Annotated in this window: 23 protein-coding genes and 1 tRNA gene; 15 read left to right on the top strand and 9 right to left on the bottom strand. The window is 69.1% G+C overall.

Translation table 11 applies throughout. The features are described 5' to 3' along the window. The first annotated feature begins 170 nt into the window (after positions 1-170). Together ACWGID_RS23150 and ACWGID_RS23145 are read left to right on the top strand one after the other, a co-directional pair. Entirely contained in the window at positions 171-692 is a 522-nt protein-coding gene (locus tag ACWGID_RS23150) for a GNAT family N-acetyltransferase (protein WP_452199680.1), read from the top strand. A 10-nt stretch (positions 693-702) separates the two neighbouring features. Then, complete coding sequence (locus ACWGID_RS23145; RefSeq protein ID WP_452199678.1) at positions 703-1,731, top strand: NADPH:quinone reductase; 1,029 nt, start codon at positions 703-705, stop codon at positions 1,729-1,731. Here the strand turns inward: ACWGID_RS23145 and ACWGID_RS23140 are convergent. Beyond that, positions 1,723-2,541 (bottom strand): AAC(3) family N-acetyltransferase, encoded by an 819-nt coding sequence (locus ACWGID_RS23140; protein WP_452199676.1) that lies wholly within the window; start codon positions 2,539-2,541, stop codon positions 1,723-1,725. The genes ACWGID_RS23145 and ACWGID_RS23140 overlap by 9 nt on opposite strands. Before the next feature lie 9 nt (positions 2,542-2,550). Beyond that, positions 2,551-3,030, bottom strand: a complete 480-nt coding sequence (locus ACWGID_RS23135) for an NUDIX domain-containing protein (protein WP_452199674.1) — start codon at positions 3,028-3,030, stop codon at positions 2,551-2,553. Between the two features lie 28 nt (positions 3,031-3,058). Here ACWGID_RS23135 and ACWGID_RS23130 point away from each other — a divergent pair, with 28 nt between their 5' ends. Further along, the gene (locus tag ACWGID_RS23130; RefSeq protein WP_452199673.1) at positions 3,059-3,805 is read left to right on the top strand and encodes a hypothetical protein; all 747 of its coding nucleotides are present in this window, start codon (positions 3,059-3,061) and stop codon (positions 3,803-3,805) included. Here ACWGID_RS23130 and ACWGID_RS23125 read toward each other — a convergent pair. Then, entirely contained in the window at positions 3,771-5,129 is a 1,359-nt protein-coding gene (locus tag ACWGID_RS23125) for an FAD-binding oxidoreductase (RefSeq protein ID WP_452199671.1), read from the bottom strand. The genes ACWGID_RS23130 and ACWGID_RS23125 overlap by 35 nt on opposite strands. Before the next feature lie 88 nt (positions 5,130-5,217). On the opposite strand from ACWGID_RS23125, the gene ACWGID_RS23120 reads away from it, so the two are divergent. Together ACWGID_RS23120 and ACWGID_RS23115 are read left to right on the top strand one after the other, a co-directional pair. Next, complete coding sequence (locus tag ACWGID_RS23120; protein ID WP_452199669.1) at positions 5,218-6,447, top strand: lactate racemase domain-containing protein; 1,230 nt, start codon at positions 5,218-5,220, stop codon at positions 6,445-6,447. A 22-nt stretch (positions 6,448-6,469) separates the two neighbouring features. Next, entirely contained in the window at positions 6,470-7,921 is a 1,452-nt protein-coding gene (locus ACWGID_RS23115) for a flavin-containing monooxygenase (RefSeq protein ID WP_452199667.1), read from the top strand. 218 nt (positions 7,922-8,139) lie between these two features. Here ACWGID_RS23115 and ACWGID_RS23110 read toward each other — a convergent pair whose 3' ends face one another. Then, positions 8,140-9,513, bottom strand: coding sequence for a cystathionine beta-synthase (locus tag ACWGID_RS23110; protein WP_452199665.1), 1,374 nt, complete (start codon positions 9,511-9,513; stop codon positions 8,140-8,142). Positions 9,514-9,590: 77 nt separating this feature from the next. Between ACWGID_RS23110 and ACWGID_RS23105 the strand changes: the two genes are divergently transcribed. Both ACWGID_RS23105 and ACWGID_RS23100 read left to right on the top strand, forming a co-directional pair. After that, a complete protein-coding gene (locus ACWGID_RS23105; protein ID WP_452199663.1) occupies positions 9,591-10,619 on the top strand; it encodes an SGNH/GDSL hydrolase family protein in 1,029 nt (342 codons plus the stop codon). Positions 10,620-10,774: 155 nt separating this feature from the next. Continuing rightward, positions 10,775-11,005 carry a DUF4287 domain-containing protein gene (locus tag ACWGID_RS23100; protein ID WP_452199661.1) on the top strand — a complete coding sequence of 77 codons (231 nt, stop codon included), beginning with the start codon at positions 10,775-10,777 and terminating at the stop codon, positions 11,003-11,005. A gap of 62 nt (positions 11,006-11,067) precedes the next feature. Here ACWGID_RS23100 and ACWGID_RS23095 read toward each other — a convergent pair whose 3' ends face one another. The 3 genes from ACWGID_RS23095 to ACWGID_RS23085 all read right to left on the bottom strand — a co-directional run bounded on the left by ACWGID_RS23095 (position 11,068) and on the right by ACWGID_RS23085 (position 13,944). After that, positions 11,068-12,123 (bottom strand): VOC family protein, encoded by a 1,056-nt coding sequence (locus ACWGID_RS23095; protein WP_452199659.1) that lies wholly within the window; start codon positions 12,121-12,123, stop codon positions 11,068-11,070. Between the two features lie 99 nt (positions 12,124-12,222). Beyond that, entirely contained in the window at positions 12,223-13,053 is an 831-nt protein-coding gene (locus tag ACWGID_RS23090) for a Bax inhibitor-1/YccA family protein (protein WP_452199657.1), read from the bottom strand. Between the two features lie 141 nt (positions 13,054-13,194). After that, a complete protein-coding gene (locus tag ACWGID_RS23085) occupies positions 13,195-13,944 on the bottom strand; it encodes a DUF4118 domain-containing protein (protein ID WP_452199655.1) in 750 nt (249 codons plus the stop codon). A 96-nt stretch (positions 13,945-14,040) separates the two neighbouring features. On the opposite strand from ACWGID_RS23085, the gene ACWGID_RS23080 reads away from it, so the two are divergent. The 5 genes from ACWGID_RS23080 to ACWGID_RS23060 all read left to right on the top strand — a co-directional run bounded on the left by ACWGID_RS23080 (position 14,041) and on the right by ACWGID_RS23060 (position 17,281). Next, entirely contained in the window at positions 14,041-14,199 is a 159-nt protein-coding gene (locus ACWGID_RS23080; RefSeq protein ID WP_452199653.1) for a hypothetical protein, read from the top strand. 8 nt (positions 14,200-14,207) lie between these two features. Continuing rightward, positions 14,208-14,855: a class I SAM-dependent methyltransferase gene (locus ACWGID_RS23075; RefSeq protein ID WP_452199652.1), complete on the top strand. Its 648-nt coding sequence runs from the start codon at positions 14,208-14,210 to the stop codon at positions 14,853-14,855. A 15-nt stretch (positions 14,856-14,870) separates the two neighbouring features. Beyond that, positions 14,871-15,233 carry a VOC family protein gene (locus tag ACWGID_RS23070; protein WP_452199650.1) on the top strand — a complete coding sequence of 121 codons (363 nt, stop codon included), beginning with the start codon at positions 14,871-14,873 and terminating at the stop codon, positions 15,231-15,233. A gap of 189 nt (positions 15,234-15,422) precedes the next feature. After that, a complete protein-coding gene (locus ACWGID_RS23065; RefSeq protein ID WP_452199649.1) occupies positions 15,423-16,730 on the top strand; it encodes an NAD(P)/FAD-dependent oxidoreductase in 1,308 nt (435 codons plus the stop codon). Between the two features lie 92 nt (positions 16,731-16,822). Further along, positions 16,823-17,281, top strand: coding sequence for a nitroreductase/quinone reductase family protein (locus tag ACWGID_RS23060; RefSeq protein ID WP_452199647.1), 459 nt, complete (start codon positions 16,823-16,825; stop codon positions 17,279-17,281). Positions 17,282-17,291: 10 nt separating this feature from the next. Here ACWGID_RS23060 and ACWGID_RS23055 read toward each other — a convergent pair whose 3' ends face one another. Both ACWGID_RS23055 and ACWGID_RS23050 read right to left on the bottom strand, forming a co-directional pair. Further along, entirely contained in the window at positions 17,292-17,951 is a 660-nt protein-coding gene (locus ACWGID_RS23055) for a response regulator (protein WP_452199645.1), read from the bottom strand. Then, positions 17,948-19,072 carry a sensor histidine kinase gene (locus ACWGID_RS23050; protein WP_452199643.1) on the bottom strand — a complete coding sequence of 375 codons (1,125 nt, stop codon included), beginning with the start codon at positions 19,070-19,072 and terminating at the stop codon, positions 17,948-17,950. Before ACWGID_RS23050 ends, ACWGID_RS23055 begins: the two co-directional genes overlap by 4 nt. A gap of 104 nt (positions 19,073-19,176) precedes the next feature. Between ACWGID_RS23050 and ACWGID_RS23045 the strand changes: the two genes are divergently transcribed. From ACWGID_RS23045 to ACWGID_RS23035, 3 genes are all read left to right on the top strand, one after another. Next, positions 19,177-19,683: a glycine cleavage system protein R gene (locus tag ACWGID_RS23045; protein ID WP_452199641.1), complete on the top strand. Its 507-nt coding sequence runs from the start codon at positions 19,177-19,179 to the stop codon at positions 19,681-19,683. Continuing rightward, positions 19,680-20,222, top strand: a complete 543-nt coding sequence (gene def / locus ACWGID_RS23040; RefSeq protein WP_452199639.1) for a peptide deformylase — start codon at positions 19,680-19,682, stop codon at positions 20,220-20,222. Before ACWGID_RS23045 ends, def begins: the two co-directional genes overlap by 4 nt. Before the next feature lie 25 nt (positions 20,223-20,247). Beyond that, positions 20,248-20,330 (top strand) — tRNA-Leu (locus ACWGID_RS23035). Positions 20,331-20,781: the final 451 nt, after the last annotated feature.

Here is a 20,781-nt window from a genome sequence, read left to right as displayed (position 1 = left end):
CCCGCCCGCGCGCGGCAACCGGGGGCTCCTCGCCGCCCCGCGCCGGCCCCTCGCGGTGTCCGCCCCCCGCCACCCCCCCCCCGGCGGCGCGGGGGCGGGGGGGGGGCGGTTGTTTGTGGGCCCCCCCCGCGGTCGTGGTCGGGCCTAGGCTGCCCAGCCAGGAGGCCTGTATGGACGACGAGTTGGCGATCCGGCCGTTGCGCGCCGGCGATCCGGCGATGATTGCCGCGGCGATGGACGCGATCGGGTGGAACAAGCCCGAGAGCCAGTACCAGCGGTACCTCGCGGAGCAGCAGGCGGGCGATCGCGACGTACTGGTGGCGACGGACGACGGACGGTACGTCGGGTATGTGACCGTGCGCTGGGTGTCGCCGTACTTCGGGACGATTCCCGAGATCCAGGACTTCAACGTGTTGCCGTCGGACCGCCGGCGCGGGATCGGGTCGGCGTTGATGGACGCGGCGGAGGCGCTGGTCGCGACGCGGTACCCGGTGGTCGGCATCGGCGTCGGGCTGTACCCGGACTACGGGCAGGCGCAGCGGATGTACGTCCGCCGGGGCTACCTCCCGGACGGGCGCGGGCTGATCTACGACGGCCGGCAGGTGCCGCCGATGGAGTCGATCCGCAACGACGACAGCGCGACCCTGATGTTCACCAAGGAGCTGCGTGCCCGCGAGGACGTCAGCGGGTAGCGTCGGTGGGGTGCGTGCTATCGAGTACTCCGTGACCGGTGAGCCCGACGTCCTGACCCTCGTGGACAGGCCGGTGATCGACCCGGGGCCGGGCGAGGTGCGGGTGCGGATCCACCGGTCGGGTGTCAATCCGACGGACTGGAAGTCGCGCCGCGGCAGCGAGTCCGGGACTCTGATCGACCCGGCTCAGGTGCCGAACCAGGACGGCTCCGGTGTCGTCGAGGCCGTCGGCCAGGGCGTCGACGCGGCGCTCACCGGCCGTCGCGTCTGGTTGTGGGAGGCCGCGTACCAGCGACCGGCGGGCGGCACCGCGCAGGAGTACGCCGTGGTTCCCGTGCGCAACGTGGTGGCGCTGCCCGACAGCGCGTCGTACGACCTCGGGGCCGCGCTCGGGGTGCCGTTCCTGACCGCGCACCGCTGTCTGACGGTGACCGAGGACGGGCCGGACCATCTCGGTCCGGGCAAGCTAGCGGGCCGGACGGTGCTCGTTGCCGGTGGAGCCGGTGCGGTCGGCAACGCGGCGATTCAGCTGGCCCGGTGGTCCGACGCAACGGTGATCACCACGGTGAGCAGCCCGGAGAAGGGCAATCTCGCCGCGCTCGCGGGTGCCGATCACGTCATCGACTACAAGCAGCAGGACGTGATCGCCGAGGTGCATGCCATCGCACCGCACGGGGTGAACACGATCGTCGAGGTGTCGCCGGCGGCGAACGCGGCCATCGACGCCGCGGTGATCGCGCCGCACGGCTCGGTGGCGGTGTACGCGACCGACGGCGGGCCGACGATGGAGCTCCCGGTGCGGACGTCGATGGTGCCGAACGTTCGCTGGCAGTTCGTCCTGCTGTACACGGCTCCGGAGTCGTGGCGGCCGCGCGGGCTGGGCGATGTCGCCGCCGCGGTCAAGGCCGGCGCGGTGGGTGTCGGGCCGGAGGCCGGGCTACCGCTGCACCACTACGCACTCGATCGGGCCGCGGAGGCGCACGCCGCGGTCGAGCAGAGCGTCATCGGCAAGGTCCTGATCGACGTCAGCTCAGACTGACGCCAACCGCTGCTGGATTGCGGCCGCGCAGCGGCACTCAGGGTTGTCGGTGCAGAGCAGAGCCGCGGGGTCGGCGAGGACGAGTTCGCGAGTCGCGTCCAGTACGGCCTGTTTGGAGATGCGGCGTACTCGCGCCTGACCGATGCGGACTTCCTTGGTCGCGGGACGCAGTACCGGCTCGATGGCGTCGAAGTGGTGGCTCTCGCCGGGGATGTTCGGGAGCTCGACCCACAGCCCGTCGGCGGATTTCGCGTAGCGGTAGAAGCGCGAGCGCCCGAGGTACTGCTCGGCGAGATGGATCGTGGTGTTGGACGTGTGGTCGACGCCGACCAGGAGTACGTCGCCGTTCAGCGCCTCGATCGGGCCCAGCGGCCAGTCGGGGCGCTGCGCCGCCAGCAACCGTTCCGCGGCGGGACCGGCGGCCTGGTAGGCGAACAACGGGTGCGCGGTGCGCTGCGGCGCACCCGTCTGCCGGAACACCTCGGGAATCCGCCCCAACCAGCGGTCGATCGGCAGATCACCCCGGAAACTGGTTGCCTGCGACAACTGTTCGTCGAACTCGGTCCAACTCGCCGCGTCCTCGTAGCAGTTGTCCGGCCGGACGAGCCCCGGCGGCGCCGGCAACCCGGTCAGATCCCAGGTCCCGGCGGGCATCATCACGGTCCCGCACACCTCGGTCAGCGCCGCGCAGACCGCCTCCGCGCCACCGTCGACGTACCCGAACGCACTGAGCGACGAGTGCACGAGCACCTCGGACGTCCCGTCCAGCCCGAGCTGCCGCAACCCGTCGACGATCTCCGCTGCTCGCATCACCGCAATCTAGAACGCCTGGAACAGCCCTGTCTCCCGAAATTCGGCGTGCAGCCGGAGCACCACCTCAGTCGGTGGGTGCAACGGACCTGGCGGAGCAGCGAAGAACCCGGCTTCGAGGACCTCGTCCTCGCCGGGGCGTAGCGCTCCGGTCCACCGGCGTGCCTCGAAGCAGAGGGCGAAGCACTGCACCACGTCACCGTTCGGATAGGTGAGCGTGTGTACGTCGGCCTGCGACAGGCTCGCGAACGGGACCAGGTCGGCCTCGTCGACGACCAGCCCGGTCTCTTCCTGGAACTCGCGAGCGGCCGCGGACCGGAAACTGTCACCGGGCTCAGCGCCACCGGCCGGGAGCTCCCACAGTCCGGAGTCGCGGCTCCGCTGGAACAGGATGCGGTCGTTCGCATCGATCGCGAGCACCTGGGCTCCCGGAAGCAAGAGGAGGCGAGAGCCCACGTCGCGACGGAGCTGGGCGAGGTAGGAGTCCACCAGTGAGAGGGTAGGACCCGTGGACTGGGTGAGGCGTCGGGCGGGCTGGTTGCTGGGGTTGGGGCTCGCGGGCGGCCTGGTGTGGACGACTGTGGTCACGTTGTCGATGCCCGGCTGGTTCGACCCGACTGCCGACTGCGCGAAGAGGTTCGTCGGCGAGACGGGCGACGCGGTGGTCCGCACCGGTTGGTTCCCACCGTCCGCGAGCTGCGTGTACGGCGACCACGTCCGCCAGTACATGTCGACGACCCGGTCCGTCGTCCTCTCGATCACCGGCGTACTGCTCCTGGTCGTGATCGTCGCCGGACTGATCGTGACCGTACGGCGACTGCGCGGCGACGCCGGACCGATCCGGCCGGTCGGCACCGTCGACCTGCGCAAACGCCAGATCAATCACCTGCTCTTCGGCGCGCTCGACGCCCTCATCGTGTTCGCTGTCCTGACGTTCCTGAACGCGGCCGCGATCGTGTTCGGCGGGCTCCCCGGAGGCGTCCTGTTCATCGTGACCGCGCTCGCCGGTCTGAGCGGGTTCGGCGTCACGCTCGACCGGCACATGGGCCCGCTGCCGAGCAGCGCGCTCGACTCCCGCCGCCGCGGCACGATCGCCGGCGTCGCGACCTTCGCCGTCGTCTTCGTCGCGACCGCGGTGACCGGCCAGCTCCCGTTCTTCCGCTTCTGGGCGGCCCCCTTGGCCGCGATCGCGTACGTCGTGATCGCCGCGGTGCAGTGGTCGCGCGCGACTAACACCGCCACTCAGGTTCAACATTCTGATTGAGGTGGAAGACGTTCTCGGGGTCGTACTGGCACTTCACCCGGGCCAACCGGTCGTAGTTCGCGGCGCCGAACGCGGCGATCATCCGGTCCCGGCCCTCGTGCCCGACGAAGTTCGGGAACACATGCCCGGTCGACCACGGCTCCAGGTCCAGGCACACGTCCCGCACCCAGCGGATCGCCCGGTCGTCCGAGCACGGATGCGTCCAGGCCGCGAACGGTCGCGCCACCCAGGCCGCGTCCCGGTACGCCTGCGGCCACTCCCCCGAACCACGGCGTACGGCGCCTCCCCAGGGCAGCATCGTCTGCTGCGACGGTGACGGTGTGACCATCTCGCCGACCCGATCACAGAACGCCCGTACGGCGGGATCCGGCAAAGCGGACAGATGCTCGGCGGAACAGTAGCTCCGGAAGCCGGCCGGGCTGTCCAACGCGGACTGCAGTTGGGCGTACGGCAGCTCCGCCAGGAACGTCCCCTCGGGCGCGAGCTCGAACATCGGCGCGAACACGTCACGGGCTTCGGCCGCGCCACCGACGTACACCGCGACCGCCATCACGACCGGCTGCGCCACCAGCGCCTCCGGGACGAACCCGAAGGCCGGCGCGGTCAGGAACACGACGCCGCCACCGAGCTCCTCGGGCGCATCCTCGTCGATCAGGTCGCGGTACGTCCGCAGTACCGAAGGACCAGCCACGGCCGGCCAGACCAGCACCGCCAGGGTGGTCGTCACCACCTGCGTGAGCCGGAAGGTCAGCGCGGTGGCCACCCCGAAGTTCCCGCCACCGCCGTGCAGCGCCCAGAACAGCTCGGTGTTCTGGGCCTCGTCGGCGATCACCAGCTCCCCGTCGGCGGTGACGAGCTCGACCGAGACCAACGCGTCGGACGCCAACCCGAGCTTCCGTTCCAGCCAACCGGAGCCGCCGCCGAGGGCCAGTCCCGCGACCCCGGTCGACGGCACCCGCCCGCCAGTCGTCACCAGGCAGTGCGGCTGGCCGGCCCGATCCAGATCACTCCACGTCGCGCCGCCACCGACTCGCGCGAGTCGTCGGTCGGGGTCGATCTGCACGTCGTACATCCGGCGCAGGTCGATCACCAGCCCGCCGTCACTGACGCCGTCCCCGGTGATCGCGTGACCACCGCCGCGCACCGCCAGTTCGAGCTCGTTCGCGACGCCGTACCGGACAGCGGCCTGGACGTCGGCGGCGGTCTCGCACTGCGCGATCAGCGCCGGCTTGCGGTCGACCATCGCATTGAAGACAGTCCGTGCCTCGTCGTACGCCGCGTCTCCTTCGCGCAGCAGAACGCCCCCGAACCCCGTGGGTCGCATGATGCATCCCCCTCACTCCCCCAGTGATCCCCTGATCGTCCGTCGTCCCCCGGTCCCGGTCAACGTCCGCAGTGGGTAGGGTCGAAGCGTGACTGGTGCGGCGGTGATCGGTGGTGCGGGGCAGGTCCTGACCGAGGACGAGGTGACGTCGTTCGTTGGTGGTGCGCTCGCGGGCGCCGGGCTGGAGGGCCGCAGCGTCTGCGTGATCGTCCCGGACGCCACCCGCAGCTGCCCGCTACCGCTGCTGCTGAAAGCCGTCACCGGCGCGCTGGAGGGCCGGGCCAGCAAGGTCACAATCCTCGTTGCTCTGGGCACCCATGCGGAGATGACGCCGGAGCAGCTGCGCAAGCACCTCGGCGGTGACTACCCGAACGCGATCAACCACGAGTGGTGGAAGCCGGACACGTTCGTCGACCTCGGCACGATCAGCTCCGACCGGGTCGGCGAGATCTCCGACGAGATGCTCCGCGACGAGGTCCCGGTCCAGCTCAACCGCGCTGTCGTCGAGCACGACGTCGCGCTCGTCGTCGGGCCGGTCTTCCCGCACGAGGTGGTCGGCTTCTCCGGCGGCAACAAGTACTTCTTCCCCGGCGTCGCCGGCCAGCAGGTCATCGACTTCTCGCACTGGCTCGGCGCCCTGATCACCAGCGCGAACATCATCGGTACGCCCGGCATCACCCCGGTCCGCGCCCTCATCGACGAGGCCGCCGCCCTCATCCCGGCCGAGAAGCTCGCGCTCTCGGTCGTCGCCCAGTCCGGGACGGACTCGCTGCACGCGATCGCCTTCGGCGACACCACGTCGTCCTGGGCCGCGGCGGCCCAGATCTCCGCCCAGACCCACGTCCGGTACCACGAGCGCCCGGTGAAGCGGGTGCTCTCGGTGATGCCACCGAAGTACGCCGACATCTGGACCGCTGCAAAGGGCTTCTACAAGCTCGAGCCGATCGTCGCGGACGGTGGCGAGGTGATCCTCTACGCGCCGCACGTCACCCAGATCGCCGCGATGCACCCGGAGATCGAGGAGATCGGCTACCACTGCCGTGACTACTTCCTCGGCCAGTGGGAGAAGTTCCGCGACGTGCACTGGGGTGTCCTCGCGCACTCCACCCACCTGCGCGGCGCCGGCACCTGGGACCCGGTCAGCGGCGAGCACCTCCGGGTCCGGGTGACGCTGGCGACCGGCATCCCGGAGGACGTCGTACGCCGGGCGAATCTCGACTATCTCGACCCGGCGAGCGTCGACATCGCCGCGTACGAGGCGGACCCGGACACGTTCGTCGTCCCGAACGCCGGCGAGACCCTCTACCGGCTGCGGTGACCCGCCGGTAACCTCTGGCGGTATGGCCGACGTCGTCATCATCGGGTCCGGGTTCGCCGGACTGTGCATGGGGATCAAACTCCGTCAGGCCGGGTGCGAGGACTTCGTCATCCTGGAGAAGGCGGACGAACTCGGCGGCACCTGGCGGGACAACACCTATCCCGGCTGCGCCTGCGACATCCCGTCGTACCTCTACTCGTTCTCGTTCGAGCAGAACCCGCGGTGGACGCGGATGTTCGCGCCGTGGGACGAGATCCTCGCCTACCTGAAGCACTGCGCGAACAAGTACGGGATCGCGGACAAGATCCGGTACGGCGCGGAGGCCACCGAAGCCGTCTTCGACGAGACGACCGGTCGCTGGACCGTCACGGTGAACGGCGACGAGACGATCGAGACCCAGGCGCTGGTGACCGGCGTCGGCAGCCTGCACGCGCCGAAGCTCCCGCAGATCCCCGGCCTCGACTCCTTCGCCGGTACGACGTTCCACTCCGCGCAATGGGATCACTCGGCGGACCTGCGCGGGCGGAACGTGGCGGTGATCGGGACCGGCGCGTCGGCGATCCAGTTCGTACCGCAGATCGCGCCGCAGGTGGCCCAGCTGGACGTGTACCAGCGGTCGGCCCCGTGGGTGACGCCGAAGCCGGACCGTTCGATCGGCAGCTGGGAACGCAAGTTGCACGAGCGATTCCCGGCCGGGCAGCGGACGATACGCAACGTCATCTACTGGGGTCTCGAAGGCCGCGGCGCCGGTTTCGCGGGCAACCCGAAGCTGATGAAAGGCCTCGAACTGCAGGCGCGACGGCACCTCCACAAGCAGGTCACCGATCCGGAGCTCTGCGCGAAGCTGACCCCGGACTACCAAATCGGCTGCAAGCGGGTGCTGATCTCGAACGACTACTACCCGGCACTCACCCGGCCGAACGTCAGCGTCGTCACCACCCCGATCGCACGAGTCACCCCGACCGGCGTGGTCACCACCGACGGCACCGAGCGGTCCTGCGACACGCTCGTCCTCGGCACCGGGTTCGCGGTCTCGGCCAACCTGACCCGGATGCCGATCCTCGGCAAGGACGGTGTCGACCTCGCCGAGCACTGGAAGCGCGACGGCATCGGCGCGCATCTCGGCATCACCGTCGCCGGGTACCCGAACCTGTTCCTGCTGGTCGGCCCGAACACGGTCCTCGGCCACTCCTCGATGGTGTTCATGATCGAGGCCCAGGTCCGCTACGTGATGCAGGCCCTGCACCTGCTCCGGCGCCGCGCCGCGACGTACGTCGAGGTCCGCGAGGAGGCGCAGGAACGGTTCGTGGACTCGATCCAGGGCGAGCTGGGCGACACCGTCTGGCAGTCCGGCTGCACCAGCTGGTACCTGGATGCGGCCGGGCGCAACTCGACGATCTGGCCGGAGTGGACCTGGTCGTACTGGCGCCGTACCCGACGACTCGATCCGGCGGACTTCGCCGTCGTCCATTAGGGGAAGCCCGGACTCCTCTAGTAGGAGTCCGGACCCTCGGATGTACGACCTTGGGATGAAGGAAAGACCGATCCGGAGGCCGATGTCCGGCAGGCTCCGGCGGAGCACTCTTGAGACATGGACATTCTTCAGATCGCAGGAGCGGCAGTCGTGGTGATCGGCATCGTCCTCACCGCACTGATCGCCATCATCCCGTCAGTCGTCGACCGCTAACCGACTCAGTCGGCGGAAAGATGGACCAGCAGGTCCTGCCGGGTCAGTACGCCCACCGGCTTTCCGTCGTCCAGGACCATCAGGGCGTCCCGACCCTCGAGCAGCTCGACCGCCTTGGTCACCGGTTCGCCGGCGCCCAGGGACGGCAGCGCCGGGTCCATGTGCTGCTCGACGATGTCCGCCAGCCGCGCCTTGCCGGAGTACAGGGCATCCATCAGCGTCCGCTCCGACACCGCGCCGGCCACCTCGGCCGCCATCACCGGCGGCTCCGCGCGGACGACCGGCATCTGGGAGACGCCGTACTCGCGCAGGATGGCGACCGCCTCGGCGATCGTCTCGTGCGGGTGGGTGTGCACCAGCGGCGGCAGGCTGCCGTCCTTGCCGGCCAGCACGTCACCGAGCGTGGTGCCCTGCTTGGCGTGCGCGAGGAAGCCGTACTGCGCCAGCCAGTCGTCGTTGAAGACCTTGGTCAGATAGCCGCGGCCGCCGTCCGGCAGCAGGACCACGATGACGGCTTCGGGGTCGTCGAGCTCGTGCGCGAGCCGGATCGCGGCCGCGGCCGCCATCCCGGCCGAACCGCCGACCAGCATGGCCTCCTCGCGGGCCAGCCGCCGGGTGAGCGCGAACGAGTCCGCGTCCGACACCTCGATGACGCGGTCGCAGATGTTCCGGTCGTAGGTCTCCGGCCAGAAGTCCTCGCCGACACCCTCGACCAGGTACGGCCGGCCGGTGCCGCCGGAGTACACCGAGCCCTCCGGGTCGGCGCCGACGATCTGGACGCGGCCGCCGGACACCTCCTTCAGGTACTTGCCGGTGCCGCTGATCGTGCCGCCGGTGCCGACGCCCGCGACGAAGTGGGTGATCTTGCCCTCGGTCTGCTCCCAGATCTCGGGCCCGGTGGTCTCGTAGTGCGAGCGCGGGTTGTTCTGGTTCGCGTACTGGTTCGGCTTCCAGGCGCCCTCGATCTCGCGGACCAGGCGGTCGGACACGTTGTAGTACGAGTCCGGGTGCTCAGGGGCGACCGCGGTCGGGCAGACCACCACCTCCGCGCCGTACGCCTTGAGCACGTTCCGCTTGTCCTCGCTGACCTTGTCCGGGCAGACGAAGACGCACTTGTAGCCCTTCTGCTGCGCGACCATTGCGAGCCCGACGCCGGTGTTGCCGGACGTCGGCTCGACGATCGTGCCGCCGGGCTTGAGCTCACCGGAGGCCTCCGCGGCCTCGATCATCCGGACCGCGATCCGGTCCTTCACGGAGCCGCCCGGATTGAAGTACTCGACCTTGGCGAGCACGAGGGACTTGGCACCGTCGGTGGTCTTGGACAGCCTCACCAGCGGTGTGTTGCCGACGAGGTCCAGGAGAGAGTCTGCGTAGCGCACGGTCTTAACTGTAGTGATATGCGTGGCATTCGGTAATTTGGCTTGCTTGTCCGTGACTGCGTGTAATGCTTGTACTTGTGAGTAGAGCCAGGGCAGCGAAGAAGCTGGCCCAGGCCGCAGCCTTCGGGGGCGGGGGACTCGGACTCATCGGTGCCACGTTGTACGGCGTACTGACCGCTGAGGCCGAGTACGCGAAGCGCGTGATCGGACCGATGCGCTACTACCCCACTCCGGGCGACGGTCTGTACGGCCGGCATCCAGGACATCCGATCACGTTCGCCATGCTCGGCGACTCGAGTGCGGCGGGGTACGGCACCGACTCGCCGGACGAGACGCCGGGGGTGTTGCTCGCCTCCGGGCTGGCCGACCTGGCCGACCGCTCGGTCCGGCTGGTCGACGTCTCCAAGACCGGAGCGAAGTCGACCGATCTCGCCGCGCAGGTGGACACCGCGCTGCTGGCCGGTCCGCACGTCGCCGTGATCCTGATCGGCGCGAACGACGTGAAGGCGAAGATGTCGCCGTCGACCTCGGTCCGCCTGCTCTCCAACGCCGTACGCCGGTTGCGCGCCGCGAACTGTGAGGTCGTGGTGGGCACCTGCCCGGACCTCGGGGTGGTTCCGCCGATCGTGCCGCCGCTGCGGTGGGTCGCCCGGTCCATGAGCCACCGGCTCGCCGCCGGCCAGACCATCGCGGTGGTCGAGGCGGGCGGCCGGTCCGTCTCGCTCGGCTCGCTGCTCGGCGAGGTGTTCCGTACCAACCCGTCGATGTGGGGCCGGGACAACTTCCACCCGTCAGCCACCGGGTACGCCGCCGCGTCCGCCGCACTGCTGCCGTCGGTGGCGGCCGCGATGGGTGTCGGGCCGGAGTCGTTCGTGCACCCGGAGCCGTTCCGTGGCGAGGCGATCCTGCCGATCGCGGAGGCCGCCGTCCAAGCGGTCCGCCGCGCCGGGACCGAGGTCGCGGCCACTGAGGTGGCCGGTCGCGAGCGTGGGCCACGGGGCCGTTGGGCCGCGTTGCGGCACCGCCGGCGGCACCCGAAGGCCGAGGTCGATCGCGTCGACGAGCCCGCGGAGGCGTCCCCCGAGACGGTGCCCGTCGGCCAGTAACTCTCGCAGTAGTGGGGGATTCGCCGGAGTGCCGTGGTTGTTGCTGAACTTGAGCGTCCGCTGAGCGGGGACTTTCATGTCGGGAGTCTTGCCTCCGGGCTGCCAGGTGGTGCACAGTCGATAACTACGCGGTACCCCGATGACGGGAGGCGAAGATGGGCTTGAACCACTCTGAGGAGACGCATCAGCGTTTGGTGGAGGCTGTGCCCAGATGCACCGGACGCGCAATGACCGAGTGGTTCCAGCTGATGAACGACGGACCGTCGTTCCTGCGCTTCGACGACAGAGTGCGATGGCTCTCCAGCGAGTACGCACTCGCTCATGGGCACGCGACCGCCATCGTCCACGAGTACGACCTGGTCAGAGCGCACCGGCGAATGGGCTGAGCCGCTAAGGAGACGAACTCAGAAGACCTGCCCTTTCAGGTGGAGGGGCAGGTCTTCTGCGTTCAGCCCGCCGTGATCGCCACCTCGTTCCCCTCCGGATCCGCCACCAGGTAAGGGTTTTCGGCCAGCACCCGCCCGCCCGCTGACAACGCTGCCTCGACCCGCGCCGTCACCAGCTCCTCCGGTACGACGAGTTCGAAGCGCACCCGATTCCGCTGCGACCGCGGTTCGTTCAGCTGTTGAAAGAAGAGCACCGGGTTCAGCCAGCGCGGGTCGTAGATGTCGGTGACATGCGGCCGCGTGTCCTGCTCGTAGCCCAGGAACTCCGTCCAGAACCGCCGTACCGCGGGGACGTCCATCGCGTCCAGCCCGAACTGCACGAACCGCAGCGGCGCCGGATCCGCCCGCAACCCCAGCTCCCGCGCCGCCTCCTCGACCGCCTGTGCCAACGCGACGAACTTCGGGTCGGCCCCGTCCTCGCCCTCCCACCGATCCTTCGCGCTGTCGACGGTCACGCCCTCCGGCCGTACGTCGATGCGCAGCGCGATGCCCGCGGCGTCGGCCAGCTCCGCCGCCTTCGTGACGAACGGCGCCGGCGTGGCGGTCGGGTAGAACACCATCGCCGCGAACAGCGCCTGCCAGTCGCTCGTCCCCGGGAGCGGATCGCCCGGGACCAGGTCGATCTCGTTCCCCTCGTCGTCGGCCACCATCACGCCGAACGCACCGGACGGCTCACGCCCCGTCGCCTCGTAGGCCTGCTGGACCACGTCCGACGGACGCACCACGTCGACGTGGATCCGGTTCCGCAGCGGCCGCGGCGTGTCCAGTCGCCGTACCGCGAAGCTCGGAGTGCGGTGCAGAGGGTCCTCGAGGGTCGCTGGGTAGCCGAGCGCGAGTTGCCAGAAGGACTGCACGGCGGGCGGATCCGTGGCCTCAAGGACGACGTTGAGCGTCTCCGCGGGCGATGGCGTCAGACCGAGTTCGCGGGCCGCTCGGGCGATCTCGTCGGTGACGTCGCGCACCTGGACTCCGTCGGCGCGGATGTCGAGGGCGGACGTCGTGGTGATCAGCGCGGCGCCCGCGGTGTGCGAGGGAGCGTCGTACCAAACGGTGGTCATGGAGACACCGTAGAACCGGAACCGGACGAACGGAGTCCGGAAAAGCCGGAAGGGCCGGCCCACCTGGACCGGCCCTTCCGTAGATCTGCTTCCGCGGGGTCAGTCGCCACCGCGGAGGATCGCGAGGATCCGCAGGATGTTCCAGTACAGCCAGACCAGCGTGACGGTCAGGCCGAACGCGGCCCGCCAGGCCTCGCTCTGCGGGGCGCCCTCGCGGACCCCGCGCTCGACCAGGTCGAAGTCGAGGATCAGGTTGAACACCGCCAGTCCGGCGCCGAGCGCGGCGAACAGCAGGCCCATCGGGCCCATTCCGGAGATCCCGGTGTTCAGGCCGAACAGGCTGAGGAGCAGGTTGACCACGAGCACACCGGCGAAGCCCATCGTGCCGATAATGACCATCTTGGTGAACTTCGGCGTCACCTTGATCGCGAAGTACTTGTACGTCGCCAGGGTCAGACCGGCCGTGATCATCGTGGCCAATACGGCCTGCACGATGATGCCGGAGTCACCGACCCAGCCGGCGATGAACTTGCTGCCGATCCCAAGGAACACGCCCTCGGCGACGGCGTACGCCATCAGCAGCGCCGGGTTCACCTTGCGGGAGAACGACAGCACCATGGCGATCGCGAACGCGACCAGCGCGCCGGCCAGGAACACCGGCGAGACCAGGGTGTCCGGGACCTTGTACCAGGCGAGCGCGGCGGCTGCCACGACCACACCGAGGGTGATCGCGGTCTTGACGATCACGTCGTCCAGCGTCATGGGGCGGCTCGCGGCCGGAGCCCCCTGGTACTGCTGCTGCGGCGGCATACCCGATCCGCCAGAGCCGTAGGGGCCCGACTGACCGTACGGAGCGGCCCCCGGATAGGCCTGGCCCTGGCCAGGCGCGAACGCACTCGACCGGTTCAGCACCGGGTTACTGCTCTGCATGTCTTCCTCCTGATGGCCCACATCCGGGGCCGTAGCGAGATACTACGGTCCCATCCTGAACAACATCTGAGAATCCCGTAGACATTCCGCACCGAAAATCAATCGCTTTCCGATGTATTTCCCGGCAATACAAAGGCGGGATCAGGCGTGCCGGTTGATGGGCTCCTGGGTGGACAGGGCGGCACCGACCTGGTCGGCCAGGGCGACCGCGACCAGGCGTTGTTCCAGGTCCGGGCGGGCCACCCGGGTGGCGGCAGTCAGCAGGAACCGGCCGCGGGTCTCACCGGCGTGCTGGACGGTGAGCTCGATCTCGGCGTTCGTCGGCAGGCCGTCACGCTCGACCTTCAGGACGTGTGCGCCGCGCGTCACCGAACCGTCCGGGTTCAGCCGCGGGACGTGGGTCTGATTGCTACCGGCAATGAACTTCACGCCGTCGATTCCAAGGACAGCGGTCAGCTCGGCGCGCACCTGCTCGATCAGGTCGTCGGCCGAGGCGCCGGTCGCGACCGCCTGCGAGGTGGTGATCACGCCGTCCAGGTAACCCCGCCGCCGGGACGCCTCAGCTTGTTGCCTGCGGCCCCAGATCGCGATCTGCGTGACCGCGAGGCCGATCACCAGCAGCAGCACGGCCTGCTCCACGTCGTTGCTGTTGTCGATCGCAAAGCTGTCGTACGGAACGGTCAGGAAGAAGTCGAACCACACCGCGCTGGAGATCGCCGCCACCACGCCCGCCAGCCGGATCCCGAACGCCGCGACGCCGACGATCACGACCACCAGCAACAGCGCGGCGTTCGCGTTGTCGAAATGTTCCCGGAACGGGATCAGCAGCGCGCAGACCGCCGGGGGCACGAGCAACGAGGCCGCCAGGACCGGGGCGCGGTAGTTCTCCACACCCCTATTGACGCGCACTATCCGACCCGGATCAACAGTTCTCACAAAGGTCTGACGTCCAAAACCCGGTGGTCGGTCGCGTGGCATCGACCTAGGTTGAAGTACGACCGCCTCGGGCTCGTGCGGGGCGGCGGTGACGACGAGGAGGACTTGATGGAGTTGTCGAAGGCCGCGGAGCAGAACCGGCTGTGGAACGCGGACGTCGCCGCCCGGTACGACACGCCGGGCAGCGGGATGTTGCGGCCGACGTGCTGAGGCCGACCGTGGATCGGTTGACCGAGCTCGCCGGCGGTGGGCGCGCGCTCGAGCTGGCGATCGGAACCGGGCGGGTCGCCGTACCGCTGTCGGAACGCGGGGTGCCGGTGAGCGGGATCGAGCTGTCGACCGCGATGCTCGACCAGCTGCGGACGAAGGCCGACGCGGAGACGATCCCGGTCGTCGTCGGGGACATGTCGACGGCCCGGGCGCCGGGTGAGTTCACGCTCGTCTACCTGGTGTTCAACACGATCTCGAACCTGCTCACGCAGTCCGAACAGGTCGCCTGCTTCCGGAACGCCGCCCGCCACCTCTCCCCCGGCGGGCGCTTCGTGATCGAGCTCTGGGTCCCCGAACTCCGCCGTCTCCCGCCCGGCATCCCCGCGACGGTCGGCATCGCCGATCCCGGCTACATCCTGCTGGACACGTACGACGTACTGCAGCAGCACGTCGTCTCGCACCACTTCCACTTCGGCGAGGGCACCGAGGCACAGCTCGACCGCACCCCGCACCGCTACATCTGGCCCGCCGAACTCGACCTGATGGCCCAACTGGCCGGCTTCACCCGCGAGTCCCGCCACGCCGACTGGAGCGGTTCCCCCTTCACCGCCGACTCGCCGTCCCACGTCACCACCTACCGACTCCCCACCACATAACGCAGGCTGGTGGGCATGATGTTCACTCATCTCGCCCCCGTCCTGAACGTCTCCGACCTGGCCGCCGAGCGAGCGTTCTACGAACGACTCGGACTGCCGGTGATCTACGAGGGTGAGGAATACCCGGACTTCATCGCGTTCGGAACCGACACGGTGCACTTCGGCATCCAGCAGGCGCCGGCGCCGAACGATCCGCCCAGCGTGCTCACCTGGCAGATCGCGGTCGCCGACGTCGATGCTGCCGCCGCACACTGCCGCGCGGCCGGGCTCGACTTCGAGGTCGAGCAGAACGACCCGGCGCCCGGCTGGAGGTACCGGCGCCTGTTGCTCCGCACGCCGAGTGGGTACCGGCTGGCCCTGGAGGGGCCGACCGAGTAGTTCTTGCGGTTGTGTCTCGGCCCTGGTGGGCACGGGGTCTGGGGTCGACTATGAGGGGATGGTGGGTCCCTCGGGTGGGGGATGTTCGGTGGGTGAGATCACCCGCTAGGGGGTTTGTGAAATCTTTCACGAGCCCTTAGCGTTGAAGTGAACATGAAGTCGGAGAACCACTCAGGGAGAGTGAACCGCATGACAGCCCAGGTGCCGCACATCCTCGTCGTCGGAGGCGGTTACGTCGGGATGTACACCGCGTACGGCCTGCGCCGCGCGGCCCGGAAAGGCAAGATCCGGGTCACCGTCGTGGACCCGCGGTCGGTGATGACCTACCAGCCGTTCCTGCCCGAGGCGGCAGCCGGTTCGGTGGAGCCGCGGCACGTCGTGGTGCCGCTGCGCAAGACCCTCAAGGGCTGCCGCGTGGTGACCGGCCGGGTGACCGGTATCGACCACGCCCACAAGGTCGCCAAGGTGCTGCCCGAGGAGGGCCCGGAGTACGAGCTCGCCTACGACCAGATCGTCGTCGCGCTCGGCTCGATCGCCCGGACCCTGCCGATCCCCGGCCTGGCCGACGAGGCGACCGGGTTCAAGAACGTCGAAGAGGCCATCGCGCTGCGCAACAAGGTCCTGGACCGGCTCGACGTCGCGTCGTCCCAGCCCGACCCGGCGCTGCGCAAGTCCGCGCTCACCTTCGTCTTCGTCGGCGGCGGGTACGCCGGTGTGGAGGCGTTCGCCGAGCTCGAGGACATGGCCCGCTACGCCACCCGCTACTACGACAACATCAACCCCGAGGACATGCGCTGGGTGCTCGTCGAGGCCACCGGGCGGATCCTGCCCGAGGTGGGTGAGGACCTCGGCAAGTACACCGTCGATGAGCTGCGCAAGCGGAACATGGACGTCAAGCTGGAGACCCGGCTGGAGTCCTGCGAGAAGGGTCACGTGATCCTCAGCGACGGCGACGAGTTCGACGCCGACACGATCGTCTGGACCGCCGGCGTGAAGGCGAACCCGGCGCTCGCCGCGACGGACTTCCCGCTGGACGAGAAGGGCCGGATCAAGACCCTGCCGAACCTGCGGATCGAGGATGTCGACGACGCCTGGACCGCCGGTGACAACGCCGCCGTACCGGACCTGACCAGCGAGACCGGTGCGTTCTGCGCCCCGAACGCGCAGCACGCGGTCCGCCAGGCGCGCCAGCTCGCGGCGAACATCCTCCGGGTCGTCGACGGGGAACCGCCGCAGGACTACAAGCACAAGTACGTCGGCTCGGTCGCGAGCCTCGGCCTGCACAAGGGCGTCGCCCAGCTGTACGGCGTGAAGGTGAAGGGCTGGCTCGCCTGGTTCCTGCACCGGACGTACCACGTGTCCCGCGTGCCTACTCTGAACCGGAAGGCCCGCGTCATCCTCGACTGGACGCTGGCGCTGTTCTTCCGCCGCGAGGTGACCAGCCTCGGCAGCCTGCAGACGCCGAACGAGGAGTTCCGCCGGGCAACGCAGTCCTGACCCACCACTGATCAGCCGGGCCCCCAACTCGCCGGGGGCCCGGCTCTTTTTCGTTGTGTCACCCTTGATTCCAGGAGTGTCTGGAGGGGGACATGAGTACTGCGGACCGTGGGGCATGGGTGCCGCCGCACTGGGTGAAATGGCTGGCCTGGAAGATCCATCGCGGCATCTACAAGATCAGCGGAGGCCGAGTCGGCCTGTCACGGCCCCGGGACCAGCGGTACGGCATGCTGCGTCTCACCGTCACGGGCCGCCGCACCGGCCAACCGCGCAGCGTCATGCTCGGGTACTACGAGGACGGACCGAACCTGGTCACGCTCGCGATGAACGGCTGGGAGGAACCCGAGCCCGCCTGGTGGCTGAACCTGCGCGCTCATCCCGAGGCGGAGGTCGTGCTCACCGACGGGACTCGGGCGGTGCTCGGCCGTGCGGCCGAGGGCGAGGAGCGGGTGCGGTTGTGGGAGCGCTGGCGGGAGATCGACCAGCACCTCGACGCCTGGGCGGCGCGACGCTCCAAGCCGACCGCGGTCGTCGTTCTCGAACCGCGCTGATTCCTGAGGGCTAGCCGTGTAGCAGGTCGGCGTCGTGGACCAGGAGGGCGACCTGGACGCGGTTGTTCAGGTCGAGTTTGGTGAGGATCCGGGAGACGTGGGTCTTCACGGTCGGGACGCTGAGATAGAGCGTGGCGCTGATCTCCGCGTTCGACTTCCCCTCGCCGACCGCGACGGCGATCTCGCGTTCGCGGTCGTTCAGGGCCGCGAGCCGCTCGAGGGCCTTGGTCTTGCGGTTGTCCTGACCGGAGTCGGCGACGCGGGTGATCAGGCGTTTGGTGACCGCGGGTGAGAGGACGGGCTGGCCGGCCGCGACCCGGCGTACCGACTCGACGATCTCGGCGGGTGGGGTGTCCTTGAGGACGAACCCGGCCGCGCCGGCGCGGAGCGCGCGCAGGACGTGTTCGTCGGCGTCGAAGGTGGTCAGGATGACGACCTCGGGCGCGCTCGGACGACGGCGTACCGTCTCGGTCGCGGTCAGACCGTCGGTTCCGGGCATCCGGATGTCCATCAGGATCACGTCCGGCGCGAGCTTGTCGATCAGCCCCTGAACGCCGGACCCGTCCCCGGCCTCGCCCACCACGCGGATCTCCTCGGCCCCACCCAACATCAACTTCAACCCGGCCCGCAGCAGAGGATCGTCGTCAACAATCAGCACCCGAATGGTCACGGCGCCCACGGTAACCAAGCGAAGAGGCGGAAGTCGCCTTCGGGGGTGCGGCCGTGTTCGACGCGACCTTCTACCAGGGAGGCGCGTTCGCGTAAGCCCTTCAAACCTTGGCCGTCTCCTCGTCTGCGGTCGGGAGCCGGGTTGCGCAGCTCCACGGACAATCCGTTGCCCGGGGCACCGGTCACGCTGATCGTGACCGGCTCGCCCGGCGCGTGCTTGACCGCGTTGGTCAGCCCCTCCTGGACGATCCGGTACGCCGTCCGCCCGACGTGCTCCGGCAACGCCCCAGGCGCGTCGAGCGTCAACTCGACCGGAATACCCGCCGCGCGCGACCCCTCCACGAGCGCGGGCAGATCCGCGAACGCCGGCTGCGGCAGCTCCCCGACCGGCGCCCGCAGTACGCCGATGACCTCGCGAAGGTCCTGCAGCGCCTGATGAGCACTCGCCCGGATGATCTCCGCGGCCCCCGCCACCTCTTCCGTCGACGCGTCCGACCGGTACGCCAGCGCACCGGCGTGCACGGTGAGCAACGACAACCGATGCCCGAGTACGTCGTGCATCTCGCGAGCGATCTCTTCCCGGGCCCGGAGCTGCGCCTGCTCCGCCTGCAGCGTCGCCACGGTCTCGGCGCGATCCGCCCGGTCCCGCAACGTCTGCAGGAGCTGGCGGCGGGACCGGATGTACAGCCCCCAGCCGGCGACGGCGACGTACATCGCCACCGCAGCGATGAGGATCGCCATCGGGTCGTCCTGCTTGTTGCGGACGTCGATGTAGATCAGCAGTGCGACGGCGTTGATCGCGAAGATGAACAGCGTGGTCTTGAGCGGCCGGTAGATGGCGACGCTCAGGATCAGGATCATCCCGGCGGCACCGGCGGCGTCCGAGAAGGTCGCGATCACGGCTCCGGCGACCGCCAGTTGCACCGGCCAGCGGCGACGGAACCAGAGGCTCAGGCACAACGCCATACCCGCGATGAAGTCGAGCGCGAGTAGTCCGGAGCTGACCGGGTCCTTCTCGCCGTCGTCGTACAGCAGCAGGCTGAACAGCACCGCGACGACGAAGACGAGGCTGTCGACGATCCAGTCGCGGGTACTGCGGCGACGGTTCGTGGACTCGGTCATGGATCGAATGTAGCGGTGCGTAAGCGTTCTCCGGGCCGATCCCGGGTGTCCGGATACCGAAGTCGGTGCGGTCGGCTACTTAGGTCGGCGGTAGGTTGCCGGGCATGAGTCAGCTCGCTGTCACCGTCATCGGCCCGGATCGCCCGGGGATCATCGCGGACGTCACCGAGGCCCTGGTCGGTACCGGGGTCAACCTCGAGGACTCCACGATGACGCTGCTGCGCGGTCATTTCGCGATGATGATCGTCTGCGCCGGGCCGGTCGACGAGGTGGAGACGGCCCTCGAGCCGTTGCAGGGCGAGCTGGTCATCACGGTGCGCGCGATCGGTCCCGAGCACGAGCACGCTCCGATCGGGGCGCCGTACATGCTGAGCGTGCACGGAGCGGACCGGCCGGGGATCGTGGCGGCGGTGACGCGGATGATCGCGTCCGCCGGCGGTACCGTCACGGACCTGTCGACGCGGCTGAGCGGCGGGCTGTACGTGCTGACCGCGGAGGTCGAGCTACCGCCGAGCGCCGACCTGGAGACGCTGAACCGGGCGCTCGAGATCACCGCCGAGGAGCTCGGCGTCGGAGTGACCCTGCGCGCGACGGAGAGCGACGAGCTGTGATCACCGACTGGTCCCCTGCCCGGCTGGACGTCGAGGGGCAGGTGCTGAAGGTTGTCCAGGCTCCGCACCCGGTGCTGGCCACCGAGGGTGCGCTCGTGGATCCGCTCGACCCGGAGATGATCCAACTCGCCGCGGACCTGGTCGCGACGATGCGAGTCTCCCCCGGCTGCGTCGGCCTCGCCGCGCCACAGGTCGGCGTCGCCGCGCAGATGTTCTCGCTGGACGTTTCCGAGCACCCGAAGACCCGTACGTGTCACGGCGTGTTCGTGCTCTGCAACGCGGTCGTCGTCGAGGCCTCGCGGAACGAGAAGGCGCGCGAGGGCTGCATGTCCGTCCCGGACTTCACCGGCGACGTCAAACGGGCGAGCCGCTTGACCGTGACCGGCGTACTGCCGGGGACGACCGACACGGTCACCATCACCACGGACGCGTTCGAGGCGCGGGCGCTGCAGCACGAGATCGATCACTGCAACGGCAAGCTCTTCCTGGACCGGGTCGCCGGCGCCCACGCCGTGTACCCCCGAAAGGTCTACCAGTAACGAGTACTCTCGTCCCGAGCCTCCAGCCCGGGTGGCGGAACGGCAGACGCAGCGAGCTTAAACCTCGCGGCCCTCACAGGCATACGGGTTCGAATCCCGTCCCGGGCACAAACGCTTCAGCCCCGCCGTACTCCGCGACCGCTTCCTTCGTCACTACGTTCCTCAGCGCGCCCACTCCGCGCGGCCCCACCCACCCCCGCCTCAGCGCCATACCTCCATCTGCGCGCTGTCGCGCGACCGACCGCCCCGCCCCACGCCCTCTCGGAATGGCTGAGCAAACCGCATCTATCGCGGCCTGGACCCCTCGCCGACCCAGACACCCAAAGGCGGCGGCAATGCGAAGTCTGCGCACTGGGTTTGGATCGCCTAGCCTGCTTGGAAGAGACGAATCAATTCGGGACTCGTGGAGAAAGTCAGTTGATTAGCGCGAGCGAGCCGCAGAACGGTGGCCGATTGCCCGGCCTCACCGTCCAACGGGTACTTCCAACCATCCTGTTACAAGCTCAGCTGATCGGCACACTCGAGATCGAGCCCTCGACAAACTGCCTGGTACTTCGCA

The sequence above is a fragment of the Kribbella sp. NPDC054772 genome, from assembly GCF_053611945.1.
The sequence above is the reverse complement of the archived record's forward strand: the minus strand, read 5'-3'. Positions and strand labels throughout refer to the sequence as shown.